General features: G+C 36.9%; 16 protein-coding genes. 10 read left to right on the top strand and 6 right to left on the bottom strand.

What is annotated here, in order from left to right; translation table 11 throughout:
- Nucleotides 1-303: 303 nt before the first annotated feature.
- The 3 genes from JAZ75_RS12110 to JAZ75_RS12100 all read left to right on the top strand — a co-directional run bounded on the left by JAZ75_RS12110 (nt 304) and on the right by JAZ75_RS12100 (nt 3639).
- Nucleotides 304-906: a TetR/AcrR family transcriptional regulator gene (locus JAZ75_RS12110; RefSeq protein ID WP_021188558.1), complete on the top strand. Its 603-nt coding sequence runs from the start codon at nt 304-306 to the stop codon at nt 904-906.
- 92 nt (nt 907-998) lie between these two features.
- A complete protein-coding gene (locus JAZ75_RS12105) occupies nt 999-2141 on the top strand; it encodes a carboxypeptidase-like regulatory domain-containing protein (protein WP_208702137.1) in 1143 nt (380 codons plus the stop codon).
- A 247-nt stretch (nt 2142-2388) separates the two neighbouring features.
- A complete protein-coding gene (locus JAZ75_RS12100) occupies nt 2389-3639 on the top strand; it encodes a site-specific integrase (protein WP_099366020.1) in 1251 nt (416 codons plus the stop codon).
- A gap of 110 nt (nt 3640-3749) precedes the next feature.
- On the opposite strand, the gene JAZ75_RS26195 is transcribed toward JAZ75_RS12100, so the two are convergent.
- The 4 genes from JAZ75_RS26195 to JAZ75_RS12080 form a co-directional block, all read right to left on the bottom strand.
- The gene (locus JAZ75_RS26195; protein ID WP_262707566.1) at nt 3750-4001 is read right to left on the bottom strand and encodes a helix-turn-helix domain-containing protein; all 252 of its coding nucleotides are present in this window, start codon (nt 3999-4001) and stop codon (nt 3750-3752) included.
- Between the two features lie 26 nt (nt 4002-4027).
- Complete coding sequence (locus JAZ75_RS12090; protein WP_231576760.1) at nt 4028-4243, bottom strand: helix-turn-helix domain-containing protein; 216 nt, start codon at nt 4241-4243, stop codon at nt 4028-4030.
- Nucleotides 4244-4424: 181 nt separating this feature from the next.
- Entirely contained in the window at nt 4425-4808 is a 384-nt protein-coding gene (locus JAZ75_RS12085; RefSeq protein WP_059333860.1) for a hypothetical protein, read from the bottom strand.
- Nucleotides 4809-5313: 505 nt separating this feature from the next.
- Nucleotides 5314-5808: a DUF3408 domain-containing protein gene (locus JAZ75_RS12080; protein WP_099366022.1), complete on the bottom strand. Its 495-nt coding sequence runs from the start codon at nt 5806-5808 to the stop codon at nt 5314-5316.
- Nucleotides 5809-6351: 543 nt separating this feature from the next.
- Between JAZ75_RS12080 and mobA the strand changes: the two genes are divergently transcribed.
- Both mobA and mobB read left to right on the top strand, forming a co-directional pair.
- On the top strand, nt 6352-6786 hold the full coding sequence (gene mobA / locus JAZ75_RS12075; protein WP_208702135.1) for a conjugal transfer protein MobA: 435 nt from the start codon (nt 6352-6354) through the stop codon (nt 6784-6786).
- Between the two features lie 4 nt (nt 6787-6790).
- Entirely contained in the window at nt 6791-8053 is a 1263-nt protein-coding gene (gene mobB / locus JAZ75_RS12070) for a conjugal transfer protein MobB (RefSeq protein ID WP_208702133.1), read from the top strand.
- 16 nt (nt 8054-8069) lie between these two features.
- Here the strand turns inward: mobB and JAZ75_RS12065 are convergent, their stop codons facing one another.
- Nucleotides 8070-8450 carry a Fur family transcriptional regulator gene (locus JAZ75_RS12065; RefSeq protein ID WP_208702131.1) on the bottom strand — a complete coding sequence of 127 codons (381 nt, stop codon included), beginning with the start codon at nt 8448-8450 and terminating at the stop codon, nt 8070-8072.
- 109 nt (nt 8451-8559) lie between these two features.
- On the opposite strand from JAZ75_RS12065, the gene JAZ75_RS12060 reads away from it, so the two are divergent.
- Nucleotides 8560-8835 carry a hypothetical protein gene (locus tag JAZ75_RS12060; RefSeq protein WP_208702129.1) on the top strand — a complete coding sequence of 92 codons (276 nt, stop codon included), beginning with the start codon at nt 8560-8562 and terminating at the stop codon, nt 8833-8835.
- Nucleotide 8836: 1 nt separating this feature from the next.
- On the top strand, nt 8837-9454 hold the full coding sequence (locus tag JAZ75_RS12055) for a class I SAM-dependent methyltransferase (RefSeq protein WP_208702127.1): 618 nt from the start codon (nt 8837-8839) through the stop codon (nt 9452-9454).
- Nucleotides 9455-9543: 89 nt separating this feature from the next.
- Here JAZ75_RS12055 and JAZ75_RS12050 read toward each other — a convergent pair whose 3' ends face one another.
- A complete protein-coding gene (locus JAZ75_RS12050) occupies nt 9544-9891 on the bottom strand; it encodes a winged helix-turn-helix transcriptional regulator (RefSeq protein WP_024568191.1) in 348 nt (115 codons plus the stop codon).
- Between the two features lie 92 nt (nt 9892-9983).
- Between JAZ75_RS12050 and JAZ75_RS12045 the strand changes: the two genes are divergently transcribed.
- The 3 genes from JAZ75_RS12045 to JAZ75_RS12035 all read left to right on the top strand — a co-directional run bounded on the left by JAZ75_RS12045 (nt 9984) and on the right by JAZ75_RS12035 (nt 13302).
- Nucleotides 9984-10508, top strand: coding sequence for a dihydrofolate reductase family protein (locus JAZ75_RS12045; RefSeq protein WP_208702125.1), 525 nt, complete (start codon nt 9984-9986; stop codon nt 10506-10508).
- Between the two features lie 141 nt (nt 10509-10649).
- Nucleotides 10650-11489, top strand: a complete 840-nt coding sequence (locus JAZ75_RS12040) for an RteC domain-containing protein (protein ID WP_208702123.1) — start codon at nt 10650-10652, stop codon at nt 11487-11489.
- A gap of 262 nt (nt 11490-11751) precedes the next feature.
- Nucleotides 11752-13302: a type I restriction-modification system subunit M gene (locus tag JAZ75_RS12035; RefSeq protein ID WP_208702121.1), complete on the top strand. Its 1551-nt coding sequence runs from the start codon at nt 11752-11754 to the stop codon at nt 13300-13302.
- Nucleotides 13303-13502 lie beyond the last annotated feature (200 nt).

Here is a 13502-nt window from a genome sequence, read left to right as displayed (position 1 = left end):
CCAAGTAGCTTAAATCTATAGATATTAAAGAAAATATGGTATATTTTAATGATATGGATTCAAAAATAACATTCCCTCTTTCTTTCACTCCTTATTATTGATAATCATGTGTACTAATCCTAATTAACCATCATCTTATCTATTTTGATAAAGAAAAAATAAAGATGATGATCAATAAAAAACTATTAATACCTTAATTTTATTAAGTTTAAAAAATTAAAACACGTTATTTTCAACTTTTCAAACTTTTTAATAAAATGTTTGGAAAATTGAATTTGTATTTATAACTTTAGTCTAAGCAATATGAGTAAGAAAGAAGAAGTAAAGAAAAAAATTGGTAAATCAGCAATGGAATGTTTTGCGAAATTCGGTTTGGACAAAACAACCCTTGAAGACATTGCCAAAGCTGTTGGCCTCAATAAAACATCATTATACTATTACTATAAAAGCAAAGAAGATATATTCATCGAGGTAGCACTAGAAGAAGGCGAAAACTATATTCATTCGCTACAAAGTGCTACGATTCAAAAAGTAGGAATTGAAAATAGAACTGCATTTTATCTCGAATCACGATTCAATTATTATAAAAATGTATTGAACATGAATCGCGTTTCAGTAGAATCAATGGGTAAATTACTTCCGCGATTCTTCGAGCTATATGATGCCTTGATGATTCGAGAAAAAGCATTCCTCACACAGCTATTGGAAGAAGCAGTTAAAGAGGGAGAATTGGAATTAAAAGATCCGAAAAATACAGCTTCCGTACTGATCAACTTTTCTAATGCACTAAAACACAGCGTAGAGCAACAGGCTATACTAAAACAAGAGCCTGAAATTGATTATTCGCAAAGTCTGCAAGACACCAAATTTTTAGTGTCTTTGATTTTTAAAGGAATTAAAAAGTAGCCGCAATGTAGTATTCGATAGAAACTAGAGAAAGGGTAAAAGCTATTTTTGATATTTTTTAATGTTGTTGCTAAAACTAACCAATTATAAATATGAAAAAGGTCCTTTTACTCAATCTGATCCTTTATCTCTGTATGTCAGGCACAGTCCTCGCGCAGAGCCTTATTAAAGGAAGCATTAAAAACAGCACCACCAATGAAGCCGCATACGCGATCTCGATTCGCGTTAAAAATGGCACCGATGGCACGTATAGTGACGATCGGGGTAGGTTTCAATTGAAAACCTCTAAATCACTTCCGATCACATTATTGATTTCCTCAATAGGTTATGAACCTCAAGAATTCATCGTAGAAAGTTTTTCAACACCATTAGAACTCCTTTTAAAACCAGCCCAGATTCTTGGCCAAGAAGTCGTCGTCTCGGCAAGCAGAACAGTTCAAAATAAACTGTCATCTCCAGTTACCATCGAACAGATCAGTGCCAAAGATGTCGTTAACTCCCCGCAACTCAATTACATGGATATGATGCAAGGACTAAAGGGAGTAGACGTAACTGTCTCTAGTCTGGGGTTTACCAGTGTAACAACTAGAGGTTTCAATACAAGCGGTAATACTAATTTCACCCAAATCGTAGATGGTATGGACAACCAGGCACCTGGGTTAAATTTCCCGCTCGGCTCCGCAATTGGTCTAACTCAGCTCGATGTGGATAATATTGAACTTCTTTCAGGAGCATCCTCTGCATTATATGGTTCAAGGGGATTAAATGGAACTATGGTTATGACGGGTAAAGATCCATTCAAATACCAAGGAATTAGCGTGTTAATCACTCAAGGGGTCAATCACATCAATAACAAGAAAAAAAATGACCCCGTATCGCCTTCTCCCTATTACGATTGGACAATTCGTTTCGCCAAAAAAATAAATGATAAAATCGCCTTCAAAATAAATACACAATATACTCAGGCTAAAGATTGGGTCGCCAATGATGCTAGCAATAAAAATGGACCAGGAACCAGCCTAACTGATCCCAACTACAATGGCGTAAATTTTTACGGAGGCTCTACCTCCACCGATATTTCGCCCTTTCTACAGGCGGCTCTTGCCGGAAATCCGGATCTAGCCCCTATTATAGAACCACTACTGAGCAAACCCAACTATGTCGCTCGTACTGGATATCCAGAATATGGATACTTAGACAATACCGCCAAACTTTTTAAAATAAATTTTCAGTAAAAATACATCAAAGATTAGAAACAGGCAAAGCGGTTGTAAATAAAGACTTTACAGCCGTTTTATGATTTTTTGGTAATGAGGTAAAAAGCAGTAAAAAGCGAGGTTTGGCAAAAGTAAGGTTACTAAAACGTTACTTTTGAAAACAGAAAATAACCCTAATAAAATACTGTATTTCAGCTTTCTGCATAATTTTTCATATTGTTCCGTAGCTCACATAAGTTTAATTTTATCATTAAGAATTGTGAGTATGGAAACGACAAAAAAATCAACATTTAAGGTATTGTTCTACCTTAAAAAGAATGCTCCGAAGAAAAACGGAAAGGTTACGGTTATGTGCAGGATTACTGTAAACGGCAAGCAGTCTGCATTCAGTACTAAACTGGATATTTCCGCAACAAATTGGGATTTGAAGTACGGCAGGGTTTTGGGCAAGAGCCGAGAAGCACAAGAGGTAAACGGCAAACTTGATAAAATCCGTTTGGGTATCGAGGAATGCTATTCCAAAATCTTAAAAAACGAGGGGGTTGTAAACAGTGCCAAACTTAAAAACGCCTTTCTCGGTATGGAAAGCGGAGAACTGACTTTTTTCAAGTTCTATGAACAGTTCCTTTCCGATTATGAAAAAAAGGTAAACAGCGGACTTCGGGTAAATGGCACACGCAGTAAGTACAAAATACTTTTAAAGCACCTGCGTAATTTTGCACTGACAAAATACGGCTACCCTGACTTATCATTCAACGACCTTACTTCTGATTTTGTGCAGGAATTTGATTATTACCTGCGTGACGACCAAGGTTTGACACACAACACCATTTGGCTGTATATGATTGGATTTACCACGCTCTGCCGATTGGCAATGAGCAGAAAGCATCTTGCCTTTAATCCGTTCAGCGAGTACAAGAATACCAAAAAGGACAAAGACCGTGGCTATCTGTTGCGGAACGAATTGGAACAGCTCGTAACGTTCAACTGCGAGAAAAAGAAAGACGAATTGGTTAAAGACCTGTTTGTTTTCAGTTGCTTTACAGGGCTTTCCTATTCCGATATGAAAGGGCTTAGAAACAGCAATCTTCAGGATTTCTTTGACGGCAACCAGTGGATTATTGTACGCAGGAAGAAAACGGCTACATCATCAAATGTGATGCTCTTGGATATAGCGAAAATGATTATTGAGAAATATGCAGGATTTACAAAGGACGGAAAGGTATTTCCTGTACCATCAAATACAGTTTGCAATGATAGTTTAAAGCGTATATCCCAATTGATTGACTGCCTAAAAGAAAAGAAAGTAACCTTTCATTTGGCACGCCATACCTTTGCCACTTTATTTTTAAGTGAGGGTGTTCCGCTCGAAAGTTTAAGCAAAATGTTAGGGCATAAGAATATTGCCACCACACAGATTTACGCCAAAATTCTCAACGAGAAAGTTGGTAAGGATATGCAGAAGGTATCGCATAAATTTAAGGGTATGGAACAGTCTTTTGTGGCAAGCCTGTAACTTATATCATAGTTCCTTGAAACAGCACAGCCCACCGTTTTTTAAGCGGTGGGCTGTTTGTTTAATTGACCGATACGGTTACAGTTTCAGAGCATTCTTTTTTTTAACGGCTAACGCTGATAGTTATCTTCCAATACCTTGATAATATCGCTTTCACGGAAAAGGATTTTCCGTTCGAGTTTAATAAACGGTATCAGTCCGTCATCTCTGTACTGTTGCAGTGTCCGTTTACTGATGTGAAGCATCTCGCAGACCTGTTCGCCTGACAGGTAGATTTCCCCTTTTAAAAGTGGGTGGAAATATTCCCTGATATACAGCAGTTCATTTTTGATGCCTACCACAGCTTCGAGCAGTGCAAACATATCTTCGTTTGAATCTCCAATCTGTTTCATTTCTTCTGCTTTTTTAATGGTCGCTCTCCCTGCATCAGTAATTCCACTTCGGATAATCTGAAATACGTCTTCCGATTGATTTGCGTTGCCCCAAGAATGCCTTTTGCCCTGTACGTCTGCAATGTTCGTTTGCTGATGTTCAGCAGTTGGCAGGCTTCCTGCTGGTCGAGCCATTTCGTTGCCTGTTGCAATGCCTTGTAGGGTGCGGTCATTTCCTTAATCAATAAAGAAACTTCCTTAACTTCCCTGTTCAGTGCTTTTAAAATCTGAATGTCTAAAACTGTTATTTCCATATCTGCATCATTTAAACCTCGAAAATAAAAGCTATTTACATAGGTCATCCTAATGTTGCATCTGATGGCGGTATTTGGCGTACAGTTGCCAAATGCGGTATTAAAATCCCAGTTTTGGTTTATTGTTTTTCGGGCGAGCCTGTTGTGTTTTGACTGTATTGTCCATTCTCAAGGCAGGCTTTTTGTTAGGCTGTACAGTCTGGCTTTTTTCATCGTTTTTGAAATCCGAACGCATAACCGTTTTTGTAGCACCAATTACGCTTTCGGGCTGGGCAGGCTGTTTTGGCTGTTCGGCACGTCTGCCACCGAACAGCCTGTTCCAATTTATTAAGCCTTTTGTTTCCCTGAACTGGCGTTTAAAATTGGCGATGAAATTGGAAATCGGGTCGCCCTGCTTATCAACCTGCATCAAAGGGCTACGCTCTTCTTCCTTGATTTGTACTTTCTCTTTCCGCTCCTTGTCGGTTGTTGCTTTTTGTGCCATAGTTTCAAAATTTCCCCCAATATAGAACACAAGGGAATGTATTTTTTCCTTTGGCTTTATGTGGCAGTATTTGGCTCGTATTGGCACAATGTAAATGGAAAGCAATCCTCAAAACACTTTAAATTTTCCTCGCAAAGCCCCTTCACATTTAAAAAGTTTTGTACGGATAAGGGAAAGCATACCAAAAACACCCCATCGTTAGCCCACACGTGTTTTTTGTACCCTTTCATTATATTAGAATGGGATTAAAAAAAGAACAAAAGGTAGCAAAGATAAGGCGGACACCCACCGCACCGCCCAACCAAAAGACTACGGCATAATGGCAGGGCAGATAAGGTGGCTTCGCCGAGTTTTTTTGTTGCCCTGCCACCCTTCGGGACTTATTCCGTTTCCTTTTGGTTTTAACGCCTGTCCGCCTTGTTTGAATGGCTTTCTTTTTTTTCTGTTTTTTTGTTTTGGAAAATAATTTTAGGAGAGAGAACGTACCACCCACCACGTATATTTATTAGAATAACGGTTTGTGTTTCTCGTTGTAGATTTCCCTAATCAATTCACCAAACTCCTGAAAGTGGTATTCGATAATATTGTCCAGATACGCATAAATCGTCAGTTTGTCGATGCCCATAATATTGGTGAGCCTGTTAAATGTTTCGTGGTGTTCCTGCCGTACATAGACCGATTTCCCCCTGCTTGCTGTACTGTTCGGAATTTTAAAGAACTGTCCGTAGTAATCCTCTTTGGTCAGCTTCTTTGGCTTATAAATCATCTTTTTTGTATTACTCGCAGGTATTTTTGTATGTTGCGTTTCAGTTTCCGAAGGTTCTTCGCCTGCCATTACACGCATAATAGCTTCCTCATCTACTTCGGGTTTGGCAAAGTCTTCCCGATGTGTTACTACCTGTTGTTCCGTGAATGGTTGCTTCTTTTCATCAGTTAGGAAATTTTCAATAGAAAAATCCTCTTTTTCGGGTTGCTGATTTTTGTTTTCTTCGTGTACCATATCTCTTGTTTTTAATATTATATCCAATTAGCTGTTTGGTTAACTAAGCAATCAGCTGTACATACTGTTGCATCTATCTACCTATCTACCTAAGCACCTGCATACCCCTAATTGGTTAGTTCATTAACTCAAAAATCTGTAATTCGTCTGCATTCAATCACGCAGATTTGCTGTCAGGATTTATGCTGATTGGTTACATAGTTAAGGATATAAACAATCAGCCAGCTAACCATATACAAAGAAAGCAAAAGCAGTCCCAGTCTATGTTGATATGGCACTCAAAGGTAGCATTTGGCGTTCATTGTCGTTATGGTAAATAGCTGTTATTCAAATAGTCTTGCCGAAATTTGTAATCGGTAGCGATGGGTTTTTCCTGCTAACTCCAATCCGTTTGCAAAACGGATTTTCTGAACCCTTGTTCAGAGCAAGTTATCTTTTGAGGTACTCGAAATGAATTTCGGCACCTCAAAAGCACTTGCCCTTGCAGGGGGCTGGAAACGGCTCCGAAGTCGCCCGTTTGTTTAAAAATTAAAATGGATTATTATGGAAGAGAAAAACAGAAAACAGATTAAGAAATCAGGAAGAAAACCAAAGATTGACCCTGCGGTTCATCGGTATTCTATCAACCTGAATGCGGAGGATAATGCTAAATTTCTTGCTCTCTTTGACCAGTCAGAAATGAAAGTCATTGCTCATTTTATTACCGCTTGCATCTTTCAGAAGACGGTAAAGACCGTAAAAATTGATATGGATGCATTAGATTATCACGAAAAATTGACCCGATTTTTTAGCCAGTTCCGAGCAATCGGAACAAATTATAATCAGATTGTGAAGATATTATACCGCAATTTTTCCGAGAAAAAAGCAGGAACATATCTTTTTAGATTGGAAAAGGACACCATAGAATTAGTAAAGCTTACTAAAGAAGTCATCCGTTTAACACAGGAATTTGAAGAGAAGTACCTGAAAAAAGAATAAAGTTATGATTGCAAAAATTGGAAAGGGAAGCAATATGTATGGTGCAATTTTGTACAATCAGCAGAAAGTGGACAGGGAAAACGGAGCGGTTTTATTACTGAATAAGATACCCGATACGGTGGACGGCAGGTATTCCGTAGCCTATTTTAATAAGTGCTTTGAGCCATATTTTTCGGCAAATATTAAAACGGAAAAGGCTGTACGCCATATTTCGCTGAACCCAGATCCTGCGGATAGGGTTAGCGATGAACAGTTTACCGAAATGGCTCAGGAGTATATGGAGCGTATGGGTTATGGCAATCAACCCTATATCGTTTTCAAGCATACGGACATTGACAGAACGCATATCCATGTCGTTTCGACCTGTGTAGGCATTGACGGCAGGAAAATCCCCGATGATTATGACTATCCACGCTCAATGGCTATCTGTCGGGATTTGGAAACAAAATACAATCTGCAAAAGGCTACCGAACAGGAGCAGAAACAAGCCAACAAAATTTTCAGACCTGTGGATTACCATGAAGGAGACATCAAAAGTCAGATTGCTTCGGTAGTACGGTATCTAACAAAGTATTATAACTTTTCAACTATGGGGAGTTATAATGCCTTGCTATCACTTTTCAATATCACAGCAGAAGGGGTCAAAGGAGAGCGAAACGGTCAGACTGTAAACGGGTTGGTGTATATAGCATTGGACGAGAAAGGAAACAAGGCAAGCAATCCATTTAAAGCATCGCTATTCGGAAAAGATGCAGGCGTTGCACAACTGCAAAAACACTTTGAACAGTCCAAAGAGAAAATGAAAACCAATCCTGCGAGGTCTCTACTGAAAAATACAGTGGAGCTTGCCATACATACCACAAGCAACGCAACGGATTTTAAAAAGCAATTGACCGAGCAGGGCATCAATACCGTTGTCCGAAGAAACGAAAGCGGACGAATTTACGGTATGACCTTTATTGACCACGAAAGCCGAAGTGTTTGGAACGGCTCACAATTAGACCGAAATTTGTCGGCAAATATGTTTGAGGATTGGTGGAATAACGGAAATAAACCCGAATTGAAAATACAGGACAAGCCTAATACCAAAACAAATGAATTGGATAATCTACCGACAAAAGACCTCTTTGAGTTTCTCTCACAGGAACATTCGTCTAATTTTGATTTAAGTGTGTTCAGCCTGCTACTCGATGCACAAGGAGACGATTACGAGGAAGAACAGTTTGCTAATCGAATGAAAAAAAAGAAGAAAGGGAGGAGATTGTAATAATCTGTTTTTCTTACTATAAAATCGAACAATCCCTGCAAATTCCCGTAAGTACACAATTCACACTTTCAACATTGTAGCCATTGGGAACAGAAAAATGAACAGTTTCGGGTAAACACTCTATTGTCTGACATTTGACACAGCGAAAATGAAAATGGTTATCGGCAAAACTTTTTTCATCACATTTTATACATACGGCAAAATATTGTTTTCCGTCTTCGGCTACAATTTTATGCACTAATCCGTCCTCACAAAAGCGATTTAATATTCTGTAAATAGTAGCCCTGTCAATTCCTATATCTATTTTTTGTTCAATCGCATCACGGCTCATTGCTTTTCCTGTACTTACCAGCAAGTCGAAAACGACTTCTTTTGACGGTGTGTTTCTACGTTTCATCTCTACTATTTTTCTTTTGCAAAGTTAATGCAAATAATTTGCATTAACTTATTGCGACATTATCGCAACAATAAAAACTTTTTTATCTTTGCCAAAAGATTTGAATAAAATGACAGCAGAAAAAACCTTAAAATTTGGTGGAATAGAAGTTTTCACTACAAATATCCAAAGCAAAATTCAGGCAGAACGCATTGTACAAATACTTGAAAGCAGTTTTCCAAAATTGAAAATCATTTTTGATTTATGCGAAACCGAATTACCTTATCCTTGTGGACATACGATTTTACGAGTTGAAGACAACGAAATAAATTCAGAAATTATAATTTCAATCATAAAGCAATCGGGGTTTATGTGCGATATTTTAGAAGATAAAGTCTGTAAATAATATGACAGAATTTTGGGAAGAAGCATTTAAAGACAAACAAGAAATGTGGGGCTTAGAACCTGCAAAATCTACCGTTTTGACAAAGGACATTTTTCTGGAACATAATGTCAAGAATGTCCTTATTCCCGGAATTGGGTATGGACGTAATGCACAAATTTTTTTTGAGAACGGAATGACCGTAACAGGTATTGAAATCTCGCAGACAGCAATTGATTTGGCTCAAAAACATTTTGGAAGCGAATTGAGAATTTATCACGGTTCGGTTACAGATATGCCTTTTGACGACAAGTTATATGAGGGAATATTTTGCTATGGCTTAATTTACTTGTTGGATAAGGACGAAAGAGCAAAATTAATCCAAGACTGTTTTAATCAGTTGACCGAAGGCGGATTAATGATTTTTACAGCAATAACTAAGGAGGCTCAAACTTATGGAAAAGGAACACTACTAAGCAAAGACCGTTTCGAAATGTTTGGCGGAGTTAAAATCTTCTTTTATGATAAGCAAACCATTGAGGAAGAATTTAGTAATACAGGACTTCTTGAAATAACCGAAGTAACAGAAAACTATCCGTTTTACTTGGTAAAGTGCAGGAAAAAAGTTCATAATGACGGATAAGGGCAACTACCCATTAATATCTCATTGGCAATTTTTCTATTGCTTGAATATTTTTTCAGAAATGAAAAACTGAACTCAATATAGAAAAATCATTTCCCTTTTATCTTCTTTCTATGCTTTATTCCAAAATCAATTAAAGCTTTGACGACTGTTTCAGTTTCTTTGGCGTGTGCGGTAAGCGCATAAGAAACGGTAACAGGTTTGGTGTTATTAACAGTTCGAGTAATCAGCAAGTTATCTTCCAATTCCTGCAACTCTTTGGATAGCACTTTAGGGGATATTCCCAGAGCCATTTCTTGCAAATCTTTAAACCTCATTGTGCCATAGTTCTGTAAATTGTGCAGGATACAAAATTTCCATTTGCCACTCAAAAGTTCAATGCCATCTTTTAACGCCAGTATGCTTTCTTTATTGATGTTACTTTTATTGTCTTCCATTAAAATAGTTACTTTCCAAAAGGTAATGAATAGCAAATATAAATCGAATATCTGATATTTTTGTAATCAGAAATTATAAAAAATAATTCATTATGAAAGTAACAGTAATCGCAAACATTTCGGCTAATGGAAGAATTTTAATAGCTGATAACCCTCATCATCAGTTACCACCAGAAGCTATGGAATTTTACGTGCAATTTGTAAGACAAGTTGGTAACGTTGTGATAGGATTGAAAACGTTTGAAAATTTTCTAAAATTCCCAAAAGAAGTAAAAGAGCTTTTTAATGGGGTAGAAATCATCATATTGTCTGATAAACCTTATACAGTTGATGGCTACAAGATCGTAAGTAGTCCAGAAGAGGCTGTTGAATATATGTCTAGAAAAGATGTACAGGAAGTTGCCGTTGGAGGTGGAGCAAGTGCTTTCAATGCCTTTATAGACAAAGATTTGGTTACAGATATTTATTTTAACATCAATCCAATAATCACTGGAGCTGGAGCTATTTTAGGAAACAACAACGAGTTAAATTCAAAATTTAAGTATAAAGAACAGAAACTTAAAAACGGTTTTGTTCAACTACATCTAGCTAAAGAAGGAATAAAAACGAACCTATAGCCCTGGAAAACAGGAACTGAATACCGATTCCTGAATTTTTATTTGTAATAACAAGACAGAAAATGAGCTTAAAGAAATTGTGAAATAGATGGACATTATCTTTTGTTTTAGCGTTTGCAAGTGATCCATTATATAAACTGAATGACATCATCATTAAATCATATTATCTCGGAGATACAGCGAAAAGAAAAAGCTATTTCGCTCACTTCCCCCAATGAGATTGATGAAGCATACCAAATGACCATATACCTGAAAGAATATTTATGGTCTATACGAGAGGATGTTACAAAGCAAGGTTTTAAAAATCATTGGGAGGAGATCAATTTCTTTCGCAATATCAAGCCATATATCCTCTCCAAGCTCATTTACCACAATAAGATCTTTCGCATACAGACAGCTTGCCCTGTTGATGGAGGAAAGATGTACGCAAGTTATTTTTCAGAACAAATAAAGGAGTTAAAACAGGAATACAGGGAACATATCTACAATTCAGATTTTTACCGATATTACCGTTCAGGAAGAACCGACCGTGATGAAACCTATTTTAGATTAGGCAATATTAATTTCCACGATGGTTTGAATAGTTTTGTATTTGAAATTGACCCTCTGTTTTCAACTTATTATGATAACAAAGTGGCTCGGATAATAGCCAACGAACTACTCTATACCTACATTCTACAAAAAATAAATGATGATGAAATGGCAGATTTTTCTGTGAGGGATATATCTGATAGCATCCTTTGGACGGATACCAAAAATGCCTTGATAGAACTGATTTATGCTCTTTACGCAAATAGCTCTCTTTCTAATGGTAAAATAGGAATACGCAAAATCAGTTTGGCTTTAGAGAGAATGTTTCAGATTTCTTTAGGAGATTTGCATCATTCTTTCCATCGAATGAAATATCGTGCAGGTTCCCGAACCGCATTTTTAGACCAACTGAAATCTTCTTTAGAACAGTATATGGATAAAGATTTATAAAAAATACTTCTAAGATAGCCTTGTCAAAAACAGATGAATAAAACGAAAGAGAAAAAATGTTCTTTAAATTCTTATAGAAAGAAATAGCTGACTTCTTCTAGTATTACTTGTAACAAATGCATTTTTAAAATTTTCTAAACCAAATTTGTCTATTCAAACAACCACCTTTTTTACAGCCTACATAATGTTTAGTAGCTAAAAGTTTACTACTTTAGTGGATTCTTAAGGACTAAAAATCCCTAATCAAATAACGCTTATTTCAATGTCAGAAGAACAGAAGAAAATATTAGAGCAACAGCTCTGGAATATAGCCAATACATTACGTGGAAAAATGAATGCAGATGAATTCCGAGATTATATTTTGGGATTTATTTTTTATAAATATTTGGCTGAAAAAATGGAAATCTATGCGAATTCCATTTTGGAAGAAGATCAAATCCAATTCAGAGATATCAAAGAAGATACGCCTAAAGGTTTAGAATATATTGAAGCCATTCGAGAAGAAGCTCTGGAAACATTAGGGTATTTTTTAAAACCTTCTGAGCTATTTAGCGAAATTACCAAAAGAGGTGATAACAATTTTATTCTTGAAGATTTACAAAAAATCCTGACCAATATTCAGCTCAGTACAATGGGAACACAAAGTGAAGAAGACTTTGAGGACTTGTTCTCTGATATGGATTTGAATAGTAATAATCTGGGTAGAACGGCTGATGCTAGAAATACACTTATCGTAAAAGTTTTGAAGCATCTCGATGAAATTGACTTCAAATTGAATGATACAGAATTAGATGTTTTAGGTGATGCCTATGAATATTTGATCGGTCAGTTTGCCAGCGGTGCAGGAAAAAAAGCGGGCGAATTTTATACGCCTCAGGAAGTTTCTAAGATTCTTGCAAAGATTGTTACTACGGGTAAAAACCGTTTAAAATCGGTATATGACCCAACTTGTGGTTCGGGATCATTATTATTACGTGTGGCAAGAGAAGTGAAAGATGTCAATAATTTCTACGGACAAGAAATGAACCGCACCACCTACAATCTTGCCCGAATGAATATGATCTTACATGGCGTGCATTATCGTCAGTTCGATATTAAACAGGAGGATACATTAGAACATCCACAGCATTTGAACGATATGCCATTTGAAGCGATTGTCGCCAATCCTCCTTTTTCCACAAATTGGAGTGCCAATCCATTATTTTTGAATGACGATCGTTTTAGCCAATATGGCAAATTAGCTCCCGCAAGTAAAGCCGATTTTGCATTTGTGCAACACATGATTTATCATTTGGCAGAAAATGGAACAATGGCTATTGTTCTTCCTCATGGTGTGTTGTTCCGTGGAGCAGCAGAACTGCACATCCGCAAATACCTGATTGAACAGAAAAATTATTTGGATGCAGTCATCGGCTTGCCTGCCAATATTTTCTACGGAACAAGTATACCGACTTGTATTCTGGTATTTAAAAAGTGTAAGGAAGATCCTGACCATATCTTATTTATTGATGCCAGTAAAGAATTCGAGAAAGTTAAGAACCAAAATATGTTGCGGGAAGAACATATCGATAAGATTGTGGAAACCTACCGTAACAGAACGACTATTGAAAAATACAGTCACTTAGCTACTCTAAAAGAAGTTGCAGAGAATGACTATAACCTCAACATTCCTCGCTACGTAGATACGTTTGAAGCCGAAGAAGAAATCGATATCCAAACCGTAATGCATGAAATCAAATCTTTAGAAGCAAAACGAGCGGAACTAGACAAAGAGATTGATGTGTATTTCAAAGAATTAGGACTTGTTTTTTAATTTTTTACATCCTTAATGTTTTTACTAACGAAAATTGAATCATCGAGATGATAAATAAAAAATTAAAAGTAGGTAACGTTCCTAATTTGAGATTTCCTGAATTTACGGAGGAATGGGAAACTAAGAAGTTGGGGGAAGTAGCAACAAATGTTATGTACGGTATGAATGCTGCTGCAACTAATTATGATGGCGAAAATCAG

Source organism: Sphingobacterium sp. UDSM-2020, from assembly GCF_016132525.1.
Taxonomy (GTDB): Bacteria; Bacteroidota; Bacteroidia; order Sphingobacteriales; family Sphingobacteriaceae; genus Sphingobacterium; species Sphingobacterium anhuiense.
Note: the sequence above shows the minus strand (reverse complement) of the source record. Positions and strands in the feature narration are given on the sequence as shown.